The sequence below is a fragment of the Micromonospora sp. NPDC049175 genome (genome assembly GCF_043197345.1).
In the GTDB taxonomy this organism is placed as follows: domain Bacteria; phylum Actinomycetota; class Actinomycetes; order Mycobacteriales; family Micromonosporaceae; genus Micromonospora.
This window is the reverse complement of record NZ_JBICSY010000002.1, coordinates 187539-204464: the sequence shown is the minus strand read 5'-3', so window position 1 is coordinate 204464 and position 16926 is coordinate 187539. Positions and strand designations below refer to the sequence as shown.

Annotated in this window: 15 protein-coding genes; 3 read left to right on the top strand and 12 right to left on the bottom strand. The window is 71.4% G+C overall.

Going from position 1 to position 16926, the window contains the following annotated elements; translation table 11 throughout:
• Positions 1-576: 576 nt before the first annotated feature.
• On the bottom strand, positions 577-1581 hold the full coding sequence (locus tag ACGFH8_RS07760; protein WP_393365056.1) for a D-alanine--D-alanine ligase: 1005 nt from the start codon (positions 1579-1581) through the stop codon (positions 577-579).
• A gap of 7 nt (positions 1582-1588) precedes the next feature.
• Positions 1589-2902 carry a PLP-dependent aminotransferase family protein gene (locus tag ACGFH8_RS07755; RefSeq protein ID WP_393365054.1) on the bottom strand — a complete coding sequence of 438 codons (1314 nt, stop codon included), beginning with the start codon at positions 2900-2902 and terminating at the stop codon, positions 1589-1591.
• 293 nt (positions 2903-3195) lie between these two features.
• On the opposite strand from ACGFH8_RS07755, the gene ACGFH8_RS07750 reads away from it, so the two are divergent.
• The gene (locus ACGFH8_RS07750; RefSeq protein ID WP_393365052.1) at positions 3196-3861 is read left to right on the top strand and encodes a GNAT family N-acetyltransferase; all 666 of its coding nucleotides are present in this window, start codon (positions 3196-3198) and stop codon (positions 3859-3861) included.
• 16 nt (positions 3862-3877) lie between these two features.
• On the opposite strand, the gene ACGFH8_RS07745 is transcribed toward ACGFH8_RS07750, so the two are convergent.
• The 7 genes from ACGFH8_RS07745 to murJ form a co-directional block, all read right to left on the bottom strand.
• The gene (locus ACGFH8_RS07745; protein WP_393365049.1) at positions 3878-5041 is read right to left on the bottom strand and encodes an N-acetylmuramoyl-L-alanine amidase; all 1164 of its coding nucleotides are present in this window, start codon (positions 5039-5041) and stop codon (positions 3878-3880) included.
• Positions 5042-5227: 186 nt separating this feature from the next.
• Positions 5228-5551: a thioredoxin gene (gene trxA / locus ACGFH8_RS07740; RefSeq protein WP_053651673.1), complete on the bottom strand. Its 324-nt coding sequence runs from the start codon at positions 5549-5551 to the stop codon at positions 5228-5230.
• Between the two features lie 31 nt (positions 5552-5582).
• Complete coding sequence (gene trxB, locus ACGFH8_RS07735) at positions 5583-6533, bottom strand: thioredoxin-disulfide reductase (RefSeq protein WP_393365046.1); 951 nt, start codon at positions 6531-6533, stop codon at positions 5583-5585.
• Between the two features lie 182 nt (positions 6534-6715).
• Positions 6716-7696, bottom strand: coding sequence for a hypothetical protein (locus ACGFH8_RS07730; protein WP_393365043.1), 981 nt, complete (start codon positions 7694-7696; stop codon positions 6716-6718).
• On the bottom strand, positions 7693-8409 hold the full coding sequence (sigM, locus tag ACGFH8_RS07725) for an RNA polymerase sigma factor SigM (RefSeq protein ID WP_393367009.1): 717 nt from the start codon (positions 8407-8409) through the stop codon (positions 7693-7695). Before sigM ends, ACGFH8_RS07730 begins: the two co-directional genes overlap by 4 nt.
• A 43-nt stretch (positions 8410-8452) precedes the next feature.
• Complete coding sequence (locus ACGFH8_RS07720) at positions 8453-10054, bottom strand: protein kinase family protein (RefSeq protein WP_393365040.1); 1602 nt, start codon at positions 10052-10054, stop codon at positions 8453-8455.
• A gap of 445 nt (positions 10055-10499) precedes the next feature.
• Positions 10500-12239, bottom strand: coding sequence for a murein biosynthesis integral membrane protein MurJ (gene murJ / locus ACGFH8_RS07715; protein ID WP_393365037.1), 1740 nt, complete (start codon positions 12237-12239; stop codon positions 10500-10502).
• A 126-nt stretch (positions 12240-12365) separates the two neighbouring features.
• On the opposite strand from murJ, the gene ACGFH8_RS07710 reads away from it, so the two are divergent.
• Positions 12366-13826 carry a CCA tRNA nucleotidyltransferase gene (locus ACGFH8_RS07710; protein ID WP_393365034.1) on the top strand — a complete coding sequence of 487 codons (1461 nt, stop codon included), beginning with the start codon at positions 12366-12368 and terminating at the stop codon, positions 13824-13826.
• Positions 13827-13971: 145 nt separating this feature from the next.
• Here the strand turns inward: ACGFH8_RS07710 and ACGFH8_RS07705 are convergent, their stop codons facing one another.
• From ACGFH8_RS07705 to ACGFH8_RS07695, 3 genes are read right to left on the bottom strand one after another with little or no spacing between them, the layout of a single operon-like run.
• The gene (locus tag ACGFH8_RS07705) at positions 13972-15489 is read right to left on the bottom strand and encodes a flotillin family protein (protein ID WP_393365031.1); all 1518 of its coding nucleotides are present in this window, start codon (positions 15487-15489) and stop codon (positions 13972-13974) included.
• A 28-nt stretch (positions 15490-15517) separates the two neighbouring features.
• Complete coding sequence (locus ACGFH8_RS07700) at positions 15518-16039, bottom strand: hypothetical protein (RefSeq protein WP_393367007.1); 522 nt, start codon at positions 16037-16039, stop codon at positions 15518-15520.
• A gap of 41 nt (positions 16040-16080) precedes the next feature.
• A complete protein-coding gene (locus tag ACGFH8_RS07695; RefSeq protein WP_393365028.1) occupies positions 16081-16278 on the bottom strand; it encodes a hypothetical protein in 198 nt (65 codons plus the stop codon).
• Between the two features lie 158 nt (positions 16279-16436).
• On the opposite strand from ACGFH8_RS07695, the gene ACGFH8_RS07690 reads away from it, so the two are divergent.
• Positions 16437-16916: a methylated-DNA--[protein]-cysteine S-methyltransferase gene (locus ACGFH8_RS07690; RefSeq protein WP_393365025.1), complete on the top strand. Its 480-nt coding sequence runs from the start codon at positions 16437-16439 to the stop codon at positions 16914-16916.
• The last annotated feature ends 10 nt before the right edge of the window (positions 16917-16926 follow it).

The following is a 16926-nucleotide window of genomic DNA, read 5'->3' as shown; positions in this document are numbered from 1 at the left end:
CCGGCACCTCAGCTGCTGGCATCTCAGCGGCCGGAACCCGAGCAGCCGGCGCGCCCACATCCGGCACGTCAGCATCCGCCGTCGTTGGCACCGAGGAGCCAATTCCCGGCGGATCCACAGACCTCGGCGGTGCCGCGGCCCGTCGCGACCGGGCGGGCAGCACCGATGTCGAAGCCACCCCCGGCGCGGCCAACGAGACCGCCCCGGAGGCCACCCGCGACAGCGCCAACCCCGACAGCGCCACCCGCGACAGCGCCGAAGCGGACAGCGCCAACCCCGACAGCGCCAACCCCGACAGCGCCAACCCCGACAGCGCCAACCCCGACAGCGCCAACCCCGACAGCGCCAACCCCGACAGCGCCGAACCCGGCAGCGCCAACCCCGGCAGCGCCGAACCGGACGGCGGGACTGCGGTTGCCTCACCTGCCGCATCCGCGCTTCCCGACGGCCCGGGCGCATCCGACGCACGGACGGCTCCCTGAGCGCGGACCGACCATGAGGATGGCGCGGCCGTCCCGACGCGCGGCAACCGCGCACGCCTCGTGGTCGGCTCGCGCCGAGGTGATGGGAAGTTGGTCAGGGGGCGGTGACGCGGGTCGCCGCACGGGCGACCAGGGTGCCGAGGAGTCGGCCGAAGTCCAGCCCCGCTGCCTGCACGGCGAGTGGCAGTAGCGACGTCTCCGTCATGCCCGGCGAGACGTTGACCTCGAGCACGTGGGGCTGGCCGGCGGCGTCCACGATGACGTCGACCCGCGAGAGGTCCCGCAGACCGAGCGCGGTGTGCGCGGCGAGGGCCACGTCGGCGACGGTGGCGGACACCTCCGGGTCCAGCCGGGCCGGAGCGTGCCAGGTGGTCCGCCCGGCCGTGTAGCGGGCCGCGTAGTCGTACACCCCGTTGCGCGGCACGATCTCCACCGGTGGCAGCGCCTGTGGCCCGTTGCCCAGGTCGATCACGGAGACCGCCACGTCCATGCCGGGCACGTACCGCTCCACCAGGGCCGTCGAGTCGTACGCGAAGCAGCCCACCATCGCGGCGGGCAGCGCTGCGGCGTCCCGGACCACCGCGCCTCCCAGCCCCGACCCGCCCTGTGCGGGCTTCACCATCAGCGGCAGGCCCAGCCGGTCGACGATCCGATCCAGGACGGCGACCGCGCCCAGCTCGGAGAAGCGGTCGTGTGGGAGGGCCACCCAGTCCGGGGTGGGGATACCGGCCTCGCGGAGCACCGCCTTGGCCGACGGCTTGTCCCAGGCGACCCGGGAAGCTCGGGCGTCGCAGCCGACGTACGGGATGTCGCACAGGTCCAGCACACCGCGCAGCGATCCGTCTTCACCTGTGGCGCCGTGCAGTGCGATGACGACGGCGTCCGGCGGGTCGGCGGCGAGCGCCGGCAGCAGGGCCACGTCGGCGTCCCGCAGCTCGGCCTCCACGCCGACGGCGCGCAGCGCGTCGAGCACCCGGCGACCGGAGCGCAGTGACACGTCCCGTTCGTAGGAGAGCCCACCGGCGAGCACGACGACGCGCAGGTCGGCCGGAACGGCGGAATCGGTCACGAGGAGGCGCTCGGCGGCGGTCGTACCCATGCCGGCATCATGCCAAGTCGGGCCCGGGCACGTCGGAGCCGGCCTGGCCGCGTCGGCCGGCGGCGCCGCCCACGGCACCGAAGACCCGGCGCATCGCGATCTCCTGCTCCATCACACCGGCCAGCCGACGGACGCCCTCGCGGATCCGCTCCGGTGGCGGGAAGCTGAAGTTGAGTCGCATCGCGCCGGTGCCGGTGCCGTCGGCGTAGAAGCCGGTGCCGGGCACGTAGGCGACCCGGGCGGCGACCGCGCGGGGCATCATGGCCTTGGAGTCGAGGCCCTCGGGCAGGGTGGCCCACACGAAGAGACCGCCGGCCGGCGTGGTCCAGGTGGTGCCCTCGGGCATCAGGTCGGCCATCGCGTCGAGCAGCGCGTCCCGGCGTTCCCGGTAGACCTCGCGGTAGACCTTGAGTTGCTGCCGCCAGGGCATCGTGCCCAGGTAGGTGGAGACCGCGGTCTGGGCATAGACGCTGGGGCAGAGAATCTGCGCCTCGCTGGCGATGACGAGTTTGTCGCGGACCGCGTGCGGCGCCAGGATCCAACCGACCCGCAGGCCGGGTGCGAAGGTCTTGGAGAAGGTGCTGAGGTAGAAGACCCCATCGCGGCGGCGGGCCCGCAGGGGCGCCGGGGCCTCACCCTCGAACCCGAGCTGACCGTACGGGTCGTCCTCGACGACGAGCAGGCCGGCGCGCTCACAGATGTCGAGCACCCGTTCGCGGCGTTCCTCGCTGAGGGTGACGCCGGCGGGGTTCTGGTAGGTGGGGATCGTGTAGAGGAACTTCACCCGCCGGCCCGCGCGGGCCAGGTCGGCGATGGCCGTCTCCAGCGCCTCCGGGATCAGCCCGTCCGCGTCCATCGGCACGTGCACGACCTGTGCCTGGGCGGCCTGGAACACCCCGAGCGCACCGACGTACGTCGGCCCCTCGGCCAGCACCACGTCACCCGGGTCGAGGAAGAGCCGAGCCACCAGGTCCAGTGCCTGCTGCCCGCCGACGGTGACCACGACGTCCTCGGGGGAGGCGCCACACGCGGCGTCGATCCCGGAGAGCGACATCACCTCGCAGATCCGCTCGCGCAGCTCGAGGGTGCCCTGGCCGATGCCGTACTGGAGGGTGGTGACGCCGTGCTCGGAGCCGAGCCGGCCGAGCATCTCACCGACCGCGTCCAGCGGAAGTGCGGCGATGTACGGTGCGCCACCGGCGAGCGAGACGACCTCTGGACGACTTGCCACCGCGAACAGTGCTCGAATCTCGGAGGCGGTCATCCCGCGTACCCGCCGGGCATACCGGTCGGTGTAGTCGTCGAGTGTCGTGCCGGTCATGACCTCACCTCGATCGCTGCTCGGGCGGCTACCGCTCCGGGTACCCCATACACCGATAACCATGACGATGGGACACCGATTGTCGATCCTAGTCCGCCAGAACCAGGCTGCCGCCCCACAAATACGGATCGACCACATGGCGGACCCTGCGGGGCGTCCCCCGGTGAGGTGGGCATCTGCGCGTCCCCTCCCGGATCGCCGATTGGCGGCGTACGATCGCTCGTCGGAGCAGGAAGGCGGCGCTGTCGTTACGGGCCGCACCTACCACCGAGCCTATTGTGGGGATGCGCCATATGTCGCGACGTCTGGTCAGCCTGACCCTCGACACGTTGGAAGACGTTCCTCGCCCGTGCCGGCAGTGCGTCTACTGGGAGCTTGATCCGGTCTCCGCCGACCGGGCCTGCGCCGCCGGCGATCCGGGCTTGGAGAAGGAGGCGTGGGTCTCCCAGACGCTGCTGGAGTGGGGCTCCTGCGGCAAGCTCGCGTACGTCGACGGCATGCCCGCGGGTTTCGTGACGTACGCGCCGCCCGCCTACGTGCCCCGCTCGATGGCGTTCCCGACCTCGCCGGTCTCCGCGGACGCGGCACTGCTGATGACCGCAAACGTGGTCGCCGCGTTCGCCGGTGGCGGGTTGGGCCGGATGCTGGTGCAGGGCGTCGCCCGGGACCTGACCAAGCGGGGGATCAAGGCCATCGAGGCGTTCGGCGACGCCAAGTTCGGCGACGCGGACGACCCCGTGGGCGGCTGCGTGGCACCCGTCGACTTCTTCCTCTCGGTGGGGTTCAAGACCGTACGTCCGCATCCGCGCTTCCCCCGGCTGCGCCTCGAGCTGCGGACCGCGCTGAGCTGGAAGTCCGACGTCGAGTACGCGCTGGAGAAGTTGCTCGGCTCGATGAGCCCGGAGACCCTGCTCCGTCCGGTCCGCCCCGCTCCGGCCACCCGCTCCACGAACACCTGATCGCCGAACCGGCGGATCAGTCGACCACCGTGCCGGCGGTCACGACGGCACGCAGTTCGCTGACGTCCAGCGAGCCGGTGGGCACGTCCCGCTCGATCGGGTAGTACATCCGCTGCACCGCCGCCACGATCGCCTCCACGACCCGGTCACGGAAACGGGGATCGACAAGTTGGGCGCGGTCCGTGGGCGAGGTGAGGTAGCCGACCTCGACCCGGACGGCCGGCATCCGCGTCAGCCGCAGCAGGTCCCAGGTCTTGGCGTGGGTACGGCAGTCCCGGAGGCCCGTCCGGGCGACGATCTCCCGCTGCACCAGCCCGGCCAGGCGCTCACCGGTCGCCGACGTCACGCCGTTGTCGGTGCCGTAGTGGTAGGTGGCGACGCCCTCCGCATCGGGGTTGGCGTGGCCGTCCAGGTGCAACGAGATGAACACGTCGGCGCCCAGCGAGTTGGCCAGCAGGGCCCGGTCGGTGTCCGGTAGGCACCTGTCGGGCGACGGCCCGCGGGTGAGCTGCACCCGTACCCCGGTCGCGGCGAGTCGCCCTTCCAGCCGGCTGGCCAGGTCATGCACCAGGTCCGCCTCCGTCCAGCGCAGCGACCCGTCGGGCACCACCATCCCGGGATCGGTGCCCCCGTGCCCGGGGTCGACGACCACCGTCTTGCCGACCAGCGCGGGCCCGGACTGCCGGATCGCGTCGGATTCGCGCAGCCACTGGGGTCGGCCACCGACCACCTTGCGGCCGATCCGGCGCAACGCGTTCATCGTGTGCGGGCCGCAGGACCCGTCGGGGGTGAGGCCGACCTCGCGCTGGAACTGGGCCACCGCGCGGGACGTCCGGATGCCGTAGACGGCGTCCGCCCGGCCCACGTCGTACCCCATCTCCAGCAGCCGCTCCTGCAGTGACCGGACGTCCTCGCCGCTGAGCGGGTCGGGGACCGCGTGGTAGAGGGTGCGGGCGCCGAGCCGCCAACGGGCGGCATCCAGGGCGCGCCAGGTTTCCGCGCCGACCCGGCCGTCCACGCTGAGGCCCCGGGACTGCTGGAACGCGCGGACCGCCCGCTCGGTGTCGAGGTCGAACTCGTCGGTGGCCGGTCCCGCGGTGGTGAGCAGGTCGAGGCCGGTCAGGATGCTGCGGATCTCCGTGACCGCGGGGCCCCGGTCACCGGATCGGATCGGACGCACGGCACGACCCCCTCTGCACGACACTGGCTGGCCGGGCGGCCCAGGGTTGAGGCTATGCGTTCCCGGGCGGCGAGGTGGCGTGGCCGGGAAAAACGTCGAGCGGCGCGGCCGGAAAGACAGCGGCCGGAAAGACACCGAACCCCGCACCCGACGAGCGGGGCGGGGTTCGGTGGATGTTCCTGTTGGTCAGAGAGCCGATTCGATGAGTCGGACCAGCTCGCCCTTCGGCTTGGCGCCGGCGATGGACTGCACCGGCTGGCCGTTCTTGAACACGGTGAGCGTCGGCACCGACATCACCCGGTAGGCGCGTGCGGTTTCCGGGTTCTCGTCGATGTTGAGTTTGACGATGCTGACCCGGTCGCCCATCTCGCCGGCGATCTCCTCGAGCAGCGGCGACACCTTGCGGCACGGACCGCACCACTCGGCCCAGAAGTCCACCAGAACCGGCTTGTCGGCCTGCAGCACGTCAGCGACGAAGCTCTTGTCGGTGACCGCCTTGGTATTTCCCACTGTGCCCCTCCTCCGGGATGTGTTTCCTGTTTCAGCTGAGCGTCGCGATGAACCGTTCGGCGTCGAGCGCCGCGGCACAGCCTGTGCCGGCCGCGGTGATCGCCTGACGGTAGGTGTGGTCGACCACGTCACCGGCGGCGAAGACGCCGGGGACGTTGGTGCGGGTGCCGGGGGCCTGGACCTTGACGTAGCCCTCGTCGTCCATCTCGACCTGACCACGGAAGAGTTCGCTGCGGGGGTCGTGACCGATGGCCACGAACACGCCTGTCACGTCCAGCACCTTGGTGTCACCTGTGTGCACGTTGCGGACCCGTACGCCGGTGACCTTGCCGTCGTCGCCGAGGATCTCCTCGACGGTGCTGTTCCACTCGACCTTGATCTTCTCGTTGCCCAACGCCCGCTCCGCCATGATCTTGCTGGCCCGGAACGAGTCGCGGCGGTGGATGATCGTGACCGAATCCGCGAAGCGGGTGAGGAAGCTGGCCTCCTCCATCGCCGAGTCGCCGCCGCCGACGACGACGATGTGCTGGTTGCGGAAAAAGAAGCCGTCGCAGGTGGCGCAGGAGGAGACGCCGTGGCCCAGGTATTCCTGCTCGCCGGGCACGCCCAGCGGACGCCAGGCCGAACCGGTGGAGAGGATGATGGATCGGGCCCGGTACGCGGTCTCGCCGACCCAGACGGTGCTCACCGCGCCGGAACCGGCGTCGCCGGTGTCGACCAGCTCGACCCGGGTCACGTCGTCGGTGAGGAACTCGGCACCGAACCGCTCGGCCTGCTTACGCATGTTGTCCATCAGCTCGGGGCCGAGGATGCCGTCGGCGAAGCCGGGGAAGTTTTCCACCTCGGTGGTGGTCATCAGCGCGCCACCGGACTGCACGCCCTCAATGATCAGTGGCTTCAGGTTGGCGCGTGCGGCGTAGACCGCCGCGGTGTAACCGGCCGGCCCGGAGCCGATGATGATCAGGTTGCGGACCTCGTCCACTGCCGTCTCCCGAGTGTGTGTGTTCAGCGTCGGTGAGCGCACCGGTGCTGATCCGAGTTGCCGACGCCTGGGTGGGGTCGACAGCTGACTTCCAGAACGTCATCGTACGAAGCGTGGATTCCCGAGACGGGCATCTGGTGGGTCAGGTCACGTGGGTGCTCATCGTGCCGATGACCGTGGATTCACCCTACCCGCGCCGAATACCGGCTGTCCGCGCCGGACCCCGGCACTCCGCACTCCGGGCCGCTCACCCAGGCCCAGCGGGCCCCGGTCGCGTCGCTGAATCGGATGATGAGCGTCTGCTCGCCCCGGAAACGCGCGTAGTCGATCATTTCGACCGCCAGTGGAGCGGATCCGTGCTCCGCCGCGACCTCGGCCAGGCAGGTGCTCAGTGCGGCCTCGGTGGTCAGCCGGGCCAACTGGTCCGGCCCGTCGGGCGACGAGCGTCGCTCCTGCTCGGTGCCCACCCCCGGCTGCGAACCAGGCGCGGCGCCGCTCGTCTGGCCGGACGTGGTCTGCCGGTCGACGGCCGGCGCGTTGCCGAGGGTCTGCGGGGTGTAGTCCGTACCGCTGCGCAGTGTCGGGCCGGTGGTGCGGACCGCCGCGTCGCCCGCGGGCGCGACGACCGGCCGATTGATGGCGCTGGTGCCGGAGTCGTCGCTCGCGCGCATCGACAGCTGGTCGAGGCCGAGCCCGACCGCGACGACGGCGATCACGGCGGCGGCCACCGGCGTGCCACGACGGAGCCAACCGTGCCGGCGACCCGGGCCGGTGGACGCCTGGCGACCGGCACGGGCCGGTGCGGGGATGGTCGCCCACCGACGGGACCCGCCCTGCACCGGCACGACAGGCGATGTCGTGGGGCAGTCGACGTCGGCGGTGTCCTCGTCGCTGTCTGCGACCGACGGCCCCGCGTCGGCAAGCGCGGCGACGAGACGGTCGGTGATCGCCTGCGGCATCCGCGGCGACGGCTCGGCCCAGCGGCCCAGGTCCGCGCGGACCTCCGCGAGCGCGGGGGCCAGCAGCGCGTACGCCTCGGTCCAGGCCGGGTCCGTGGACACCAGCCGGGCGACCTCCTCCTGCTGCGGGGTGCCGTCCAACGCCCCGCCGAGGTAGTCAGCGAGGAGATCGTCGTCGACCTCCCGGAACCCCTCGGTCGTCACGTGTCCTCCTGGTTGGCGTCCCGCCGGTATCGCACCGACCCCGATCCGACGCCCTCGACCGGGCCTGGGTTCCCCGGCGTGACGCCCGGCACCTCCCTGGTCGGGCCGGTCGGGTCCGGGCGGGCCGACGGCGGCGAGGTGCCGGCGGGCCGAAGGTGCCCGAGCAGCACGGCCAGCCGCGCCCGCCCCCGGGCGCACCGACTCTTCACCGTCCCCTCGGCGACACCGAGGATCCGGGCCACCTCGGCGACCGGGTAGCCCTGCACGTCCACGAGCACCAGCGCGGCACGTTGCTCGAGGGGCAGCGCGGCCAACGCCTCGCGGACCACAAGCGCGGTGTCGTGGTCCGGTGCGGGCGCGACCGGCTCGATCCCCCCGATGCCCGAGCCGTCCCCCGCCCGGTTGCCGTCCGGCAGCGGCACGGTCGGGTGCGCCTGCCGGCGACGGATCCGATCCAGGCAGGCGTTTACCACGATCCGGTGCATCCAGGTGGTGACGGCGGAGTCACCGCGGAACCGGGCGGCCGCCCGGTGCGCGGAGAGCAGCGCGTCCTGGAGCGCGTCGGCGGCCTCTTCACGATCACCGAGCGTACGCAGGGCGACCGCCCAGAGCCGGTCGCGGTGCCTGTGGAACAACTCGGCGAAGGCCTGTCCGTCGCCGTCGACGTGGGCGCGCAGCAGCTCCAGATCGGTAGCGGCGGCGCGCCCGTCCATCACCACGTCCTGCGGATGCGGTGCCACGGCGGAGATGCCAGGATCACGACCCCTGGACCGTGATCTCCTGCACCCCCAGCTTGAAACCACCCTCGGCCGGCGGCAGCTCGGTGATCCAGAACAGCAGGTACCGGTATTTGGTGTCGGCGTCGAAGCCGTTGAACGTCATGGTGGTGCCGTCGTGATCCTCGAACGGCTGGCCGATCGGCGTCTTGTAGTCCGCGACCAGCTGCTTGTCGCCGCTGGGACTTGACGGCGGGTTGGTGGTGCCGGCGAGGAGTTGGGCGGACGCGCCCGTGGCCGACAGCCCTGCCTGGACCGACTTGACGCTGTGCGGCTCGCCGAGGTCGATCCAGACGCCCATGCCCTTCTTCAGGTTGCCGAAGTTGGGCCGGTCGCGGTACGTCTCGGTCTCCCAGCCCTTGTCCTCGTCACCGTCGATGACCTTCTCCGCGCCGCCGACCTCGCTGCGGTTCTTGCTGTCCGGGTCGATGATCCGAACATCCTTCACGGGCAGCTTGCGGACCGCGACGGCGGCCGGAGTGGCGTCGTTGGCCGGGGCGCTTGCCGACGGCGCGGGGCTCTGGCTGGCCTGCGGGTCCTTGTCGCCAAGCGTGCTGATGCCGATCAGCAGACCCACCAGGGCTACCGCCAGCAGGCCGGCGATGCCCACGGCGACCTTGCGACCACCGGCCGCGGCCAACGGCGACGGCTCTTCGCCGGTGTCGGCGGCGAACCGCAGCGGGCCGCTGTTTTCGAGGTAGTGCTCCTCCTCGGCCGGCACGTCGAGTCGGGCCAGCTCGGCGGCGAGCACATCGGACGACGGCGGCGCGATCTCGGCGTCGAGCAGATCCATTGTCAGGTCGTCCAGGTACGCGGGCACGCCCGCCCGGACCTGACGTGGCGCGGCGATGCCACCTCCGGCGTCGCGAACGGCGTCCGGGATGGCGGCCCGCCCGTGACCGGCGGTGGCGCCGTGCAGCGGCGCCTCGGCGTGTGGCCACGAGCCGGTGAGCGCGAAGTAGAGGATGCCGCCGACCGCCCGGATGTCGTTCTCCTGGCTGTCCGCGCCGTCGGTGCGGGCGTCGGCCAGGACCACCCGGCCCTCGTCACTGATCATGACGGTGCCGGGGTGGACGTTGCCGTGGACCATGCCTGTGGCGTGGACGGCGGCGAGCGCGCTCGCGACGGCGTTACCGATCGCGGTGGCACGGGCCGGATCCAGTGGACCGTCGGCCGCGAGGTCGCGCAGGGACTGCCCGTCGACCCACTCGCGCACCACGTACGCCCGCTCGGCCTCGTCGATCGCGTCGTAGACGCCGACCAGGTTGGGGTGGATGACCCGGCTGGCCGCGACGGCGGCCTGGAGCATCTCGGTGGCGGAGTCGCCACCCGGGTAGCGCAGCACCACCGCGACGGGACGGCGCAGGATGACGTCGACCCCGCGCCAGACCAGCCGACCCGCGCTGTCGTTGTTGATGTGCTCAACCAGTTCGTACCGCTCGGCGAGGACTTCACCGGCCGTGGGAGCACCGAAGGTCATAACCGGAGGAGCGCTTTCGTCCGCCTCCTGACCCTCGCCGACCTGGGTCACCCGTCCTCCCTCGGTGATCGTGTCGATCGATGGACCCGCACTGCTGGGCATGTGGCTTCCCGCTCTGCCGTTGAAGGAACCGGCCGACCGGTGTCGACGCGCAGCGTCGGCCCCTGCCGTACCCGTCGAGAGCGACCTTACCCGGGTTGCCCGTCTCCCCGACATGTCATCTTCCCGCCGTACCCGACGGGCTTCCGGCAGTCGAAGAACTCGTCCGGTTACGACCGTTGTCAGCCACGTTGCTGGCACATGTACTAGCTAATCTACGGCTTCACCGCAAGTGACCGACGCCGGGGCTGGGCTGGCGTGGCGCTCCCGCCACCGTGCCTGTTCCCGCCGATCGGCTTGCCACGCTCAGCCGTACGGTTGGTTATCCACAGGCCGATGCGGCAGTTGACCGGCGAATCGCGGAGTTATCCACAGCTGTGTCCCCAGCCTGGTGATCCGTGGTCACGTTCCGTGTGTGGGCAAACTTTTTGTGATCGGGTGCTGGCGGTCAGCGACCGAGGCGGCGACGGACCATGCCGACCACTTCGGTGATCTCGCCGATCCGCAGCAGCGTGGCCAGACCCAGGTAGCTCCCGCCGATCACCGCGCCACCGACGACGAGTTGGATCACTGCCTCGAACCAGCTCGGCCGGTCGTCGCCCGGCAGCAGGGCGAGCACCAGCCAGCCGATCAGCGCCGCGCCGAGCGCGGCGACCACGACCCGGCCGAGGGTGCGCATGATGGCGCCCAGCCCGATCCGGCCGACCCGAGGCCGCAGCAACCAGGCGGAGGCAACCGCCGCCGCCACGTACGAGACCGCGTTGCCGATCATCATCCCGGCCGCCGCGAAGTGCGCGGCGAACGCGGCGAAGAGCACGATCTGCACGCCCACCCGCAGCGCCACCACCGGGATGTTGATCAGGGCCGGGGTGCGGGTGTCCGGCAGCGCGTAGAAGGCGAAGGTGAAGAGCTGACTGATCGCGAACGGCACCAGGGCGAGCGCGGCGGTCAGCAGCACGGTGGACGTCGCCGTAGCGTTCTCGGCGGTGAACGCGCCGTACCGGAAGACCACGACCGAGATCGGGGTGGACAGCACGGCATAGCAGACCGCGATCGGCGCGAGCACCGCTGTCACCATCCGGACACCCCGGGAAAGGTCGGCGGTGACGTCGTGGAACCGGCCGTCGGCCGCCGCGGCGGCCATCCGGGGCATCAGCGCGGTGATGATCGAGACGGCGATGATGCCGTGCGCCATCATCAGCAGCAGGAAGACGTTGTTGTAGATCAGGATGCCGGCCTGGTCCGTGCCCGCGGCCCGGGTGAGGAGGTTGACCACCACGAAGAGGCCGAGCTGGTTGACCGCCACGTAGCAGAACATCCAGGCGCCGAGCTTGGCCAGCTCACGCAGCCCCAGCTCGCGGAAGTCGAACCGCCACTTCCAGCGGAAGCCGACCTTGCGCAACGCCGGCAGCAGGCCGGCGGTCTGCACCGCGACACCGAGCAGGGTGCCGCCGCCGACAAGCAGGATCCGGCCGAGGCCCATGTCCGACGGCTGCAGCCCCTTCGCCCCGTAGACCAGGATGTAGAGACCGAAGACGCCGATCACCACCAGGTTGTTGAGGATGGGCGCCCACATCGGCGCGGCGAAGTGGCCCCGGGTGTTCAGCACCGCCGCGATCAACGCGCTGACGCCGGTGAAGAACAGCATCGGCAGCACCAGCCACGACAGGCGTGTGATCAGTTCGGTGTAGGCCTCGTCCTTGCCGCTGGCGTAGATGGCGGTCAGCCCGGACGCCGATACCACGGCGATCAGGGCCGCCACGGCCAGTGCCAGCACCGCGAGGGAGAGCAGCCGCTGCGCGTACGCCTCGCCCCGGTCCGCGTCGCTCTTGCGCCGACGGACCAGCACCGGGATCAGCACACTTGTCAGCACGCCGCCGAGCAGGAACTCGTACACCTGGTTGGGGAGGAAGATGGCGGTCGTGTAGGCGTTGCCGATCAGGTTGCCGAGGGCGGCACCGATCATCAGGTTCCGGATGAAGCCGGTGCCCCGGCTGACCAGGCTGCCGATCGCCATGACGGCGCTGTTCGCGGCGGCGCTTGTCTCGCCGACGACCTCGGGCGGGGGCGCCGTGGCCTCCACCCCGGGCTGGTTCAGCGGCTCCGCGGAGATGAAGACCGCCCCGTCAGCCGGCGGCACGTTACCGTCCGGCGTGGCGTTGGCGCTGCGGTAGAGCCCGCCGCTCATCTCCAGCCTCCCAGGGGTACGTCGAGCCGGACACCGACCCGCACGCCACAGACCATAGTCAACCCCCACCCGTTACCCACGCCCGGCGGATCGGATCACACCCCGGCCCGATAGGCTGGCGATCCCATGTCCGAAGCCTCCGCTCCCCACGCCGCCGACCGCCGCGAACTCACCGCCGCGCAGCGCAACGCCGTCGCCGAACTGCTCCGGGTCTCCCCGGTCGCCGACGAGTTGGGCCGCCGGTTCGTCCGCGCCGGCCACGAGTTGCACCTGGTGGGCGGTTCGGTGCGGGATGCCCTGCTCGGCCGACTCGGTGACGACCTCGACTTCTGCACCGACGCGCACCCCGACGAGACGCTGCGGATCATCAAGGGTTGGGCCGAGTCGATCTGGGAGACCGGTCGCGAGTTCGGCACCATCGGCGCGCAGCGCGACGGCCTCCGGCTGGAGATCACCACCTTCCGTGCCGAGTCCTACGACCAGGTCAGCCGCAACCCGGTGGTGGTGTACGGCACAAGCCTCGACGAGGACCTCAAGCGGCGCGACTTCACGATCAACGCGATGGCGGTCAGCCTGCCGGAGCACCGGTTCACCGACCCGCACGGCGGCTTGGGCGACATCTCGGCAAAGGTGATCCGGACTCCGAGCACCCCGGGTGAGTCGTTCGGTGACGACCCGTTGCGGATGCTGCGGGCCGCCCGGTTCGCCGCCCAGTTGCGCTTCGCCGTGCACCCGGACGTGCACCGGGCCATGACCGAGATGGCCGCCGACCTGGACCGGATCACCGCCGAGCGGATCCGGGACGAGTTCACCAAGCTGCTCTGCGGCGCGGACCCGATCACCGGGCTCCGGCTGCTCGTCGACACCGGCCTGGCCGAGCGGTTCCTGCCGGAGCTGACCGGGTTGAAGCTGGAGATCGACGAGCACGCGCAGCACAAGGACGTCTACGAGCACACCCTGACGGTCGTCGAGAACGCGGTCTCCTACGAGGAGGAGGGCTGCGACTTCATCCTGCGGATGGCCGCCCTCCTGCACGACGCGGGCAAGCCGGCGACGAAGGCGGTCGGGTCCGATGGTCGGGTCAGTTTCCACCACCACGAGGTGGTCGGCGCTCGGCTGACCAAGGCCCGGATGAAGGCGATGCGTTACCCCAAGGACGTCACCGCGAAGGTGACCGCGCTTGTCGCGCTGCACCTGCGTTTCTACGGGTACGGGCGGGGCGAGTGGACCGACTCGGCGGTGCGTCGCTACGTCGCCGATGCCGGTGACCTGCTGCCCCGGCTGCACAAGCTGACCCGCTCGGACTGCACGACCCGTAACCGGCGCAAGGCCGCCCAGCTCGCGGCCGACTACGACGCGCTGGAGGAGCGGATCGCCCGGATCGAGGCCGAGGAGGACCTGGCCCGGGTCCGCCCCGACCTGGACGGCAACGCGATCATGGAGCTGCTCGGCGTACCTCCGGGGCCGGTCGTCGGCCGGGCCTGGAAGCACCTCAAGGAGCAGCGCCTGGAGCACGGCCCGCTGGACCGCGACGCCGCCGAGGCGGAACTGCTGCGCTGGGCCCGCGCCGAGGGCCTGATCACCTAAGCGCCGAACCTGATCGGCTCGGCTTTGGTGATGTCGCGGTGTCCGGGCACCTCGGATGCCCCGATTTCCAGGAACCCGAGTGGATCTGCGAAGACGCCGACGGGCGCCACCCCCGAACCGGGAGCGACGCCCGTCGCGTACGCCGTCAGCGGGTCTCGACGGCCTGCCCGTCGACGGACACGGCGCCGTTGCCGGTCGACGTCGACGCCGAGCCGAGCCGAGCCAGCAGACCGGCCAGGTCGATGCCGGTCAGGTCACTGCCGAGTTGGAGCCCCTGGGCCACGTTGCCGGCCACCGACTTCGTCAGCGACGACGCGCCGTCGGTCGAGATGACGGTCATCTTGTCGATCGCCCCGATCGGCGCGCTGGCCGCCTCCACCACCTGCGGCAGCACCTTGACCAGCAGGTCCAACACCGCCGCCTCCCCGTACGCGGCGAACGCCTCGGCCTTGCGCGCCATCGCGTCCGCCTCGGCCTCACCCCGGGCCAGGATGGCCGCGGCCTCGGCCTGACCCTCCCGCTCCACCGCCTCGGCGATCGCCGAACGGCGGCGCTGCTCGGCCTCACCCTCCTTGGCGCCCTCGATCGCGTTCGCCTCGGCGAGCGCGGCACGTCGGGCCCGCTCGCCCTCACCGGTGAGCCGCGCCTGCTCGGCGGAGGCCTGCGCGGCGGCGATCACGGACTGCCGCTGCGCGTCGGCGTGCAGCACCGCCGCGGCGCGGGACGCCTCGGCCTCCTGCTCCACCTTGTACCGGGCCGCGTCGGCGGGCTTGCGTACCTCGGTGTCCAGTTGGCGCTGCTTGAGTTCGGCGTTGCGCTCGGCGACCTTCTGCTGCTCGGAGAGGATCGCCTGGTCCCGCTCCGCCTGGGCGAGCGGCCCGGCGGCCGCGGACTTCGCCTTCGCCGCGTCGATCTCGGCCTGGATGCCGGCCTGCTTCAGGGACAGGTTCCGGTTGGCCTCCGCGATGGCCTCCTCGGCGAGCAGGCGTTCCTGCTCCGCCTGCTGCCGGGCGCGCGCCTCGGCGATGGCCGCGTCCTTGAGCACCCGGGCGGCCTCGGGCCGGCCCAGGTCCTGCAGGTAGGAGCCCTCGGCCAGGATGTCCTGAAGCTGGAAGGTGTCCAGCACCAGACCCTGGTTGGTCATCGAGTGCTCGGCCTCCTCGGCGACCGCGTTGGCGAACGCCGCCCGGTCCCGGATGACCTCCTCGACCGTGAGGCGGCCGACGATCGACCGCAGCGCGCCGGCCAGGACCTCCCGGGTGAAGTTGTCGATCTCGTCCTGCTGGTGCAGGAACCGCTGGGCGGCGGCCCGGATCGCGTCCTCGGTGCCGCCGACCTTGACGATCGCCACACCGTGCAGATCGGCGCGGATGCCCTGCTTGCTGACCGCGCCCCGGATGCCGACGTCGATGCGTCGGCTGGACAGGTCGAGCGACTGGAGCTTCTGCACCACCGGCAGCACGAAGACCGAGGCGCCCAGCACGACCTTCTGCCCGGAGTTGTCGGTCGACCGGCCGCCGTCGGCGGTCTGCGTGGTGCGGCCCTTGCGGCCGGTGACGATGAACGCCTCGTTCGGCCCGGCCACCTTGATCCGGGAGAGCACGAAGAGCACCAGGATGAGCGCGAGGACAACCGCGCCACCGATGGCGATGAGCAGGGCCATATCAGGAGTCCCGTCTACGAGGAGTGGATCAGTAGGTCTCGACGTGCACGCTTGTCTCGCTCAACGCCTGCACGACGAAGACCTGGGCGCCGAGCGGGATCGGCTGGTCCGCGCGGGCGCTGAGCTTCACCGGTTGGCCGGCGAGGCGAACGCGGACCTCGCCGTACCCGTTGGCTGGCACCGGGGTGACGACCAGGCCGAGCGCGCCGACCAGGTCGTCACGGGTGGGGGTGGGATCGGTGCGCATGTTCCGCGCCGCCCGGCTCAGTCGAGACGCCAACCACGCGGTGGGCACGGCCGCGAGCAGGCCGCCGGCCGCCGCGCCCGCGATCAGTGCGGGGGTACGCGCGCCGAGCAGCTCGTTCACGATCGCCCCGCCGAATCCGAACGCGCCGGCGAACCCCGCGACCGTCTCGGTGGAGATCGGCCCGTCCACGTCGGCGTGCCCGAAGTGCAGCAACTCGCTGCCGAGCAGGGCGAGCGCCAGAACCCCGACACCCGCCCCGCCGATGATCAGAAAGATGAGCGTTCCCGTGGCCACGACCCGCACGGTATCGACGTCGTGCAAAGGTCCATGATCGGCCGAACGGCTCAGCGTGGCGCCACGCTCACCTCCAACTCGGCCAACTGTTCGGGCAGTGGCTGGCGGATCAGCTCACGACCCGTCGGGTCGGCGAGCACGAAATCGCCCGACTCGTCCGGCGGACGATAGAGCAGCCGGTCGTCGCCGACCCAGGTGACGTCGGCGGTGGGCAGCGGGTTGACAACCCGGCCGGTGGACGTCTCCACCAGCAGCGGCTCCTGCTGGCCCTGGCGCGCAGCAGAGCGCCGCCCCGCTCCCGAACGAACACGGTGAACTCCCCGTCGATCTCCGCCACCGTCCACCTCCGTAGCTCAGACGCCCGGCGGAGGGGAAACTTTGCCTCACCGCGCGGGACAATGTCGGGATGAGGTGGACTGTGCTCGACTCGCCGATCGGCGAGTTCTCGGTCGGCACCGAGGCCGAGGGTGTTCGTGCGGCGCACTTCGGCAGGGTGGAGTCGGCGACCGACGAGCCCGTTGACGAGCCCGCCCGGTTGGCCGTGGCCGAGCTGCGGGCGTACTTCGCCGGTGAGCTGACCGCGTTCACGGTGCCGATGTCGCAGCCGGGCGGCTCGGCGTTCGAGCGGGCGGTGTGGCGGGAGATGACCCGCATTCCGTACGGCGAGACGCTCACCTACGGCGAGGTGGCGCGTCTGCTCGGCGATCCCGGGGCGGCACGAGCGGTGGGCGTGGCCTGCAACCGCAACCCGATCCCGGTGCTCGTGCCGTGCCACCGCATCGTCGGCGCGGGCGGAAAGCTCGTCGGGTTCGGCGGCGGCTTGGCTCGCAAGGTCAAGCTGTTGGAGCTGGAGGCCGGGGTCGCGCTGCGCCACGCCTGGTCCTGAGCGGGCCCCG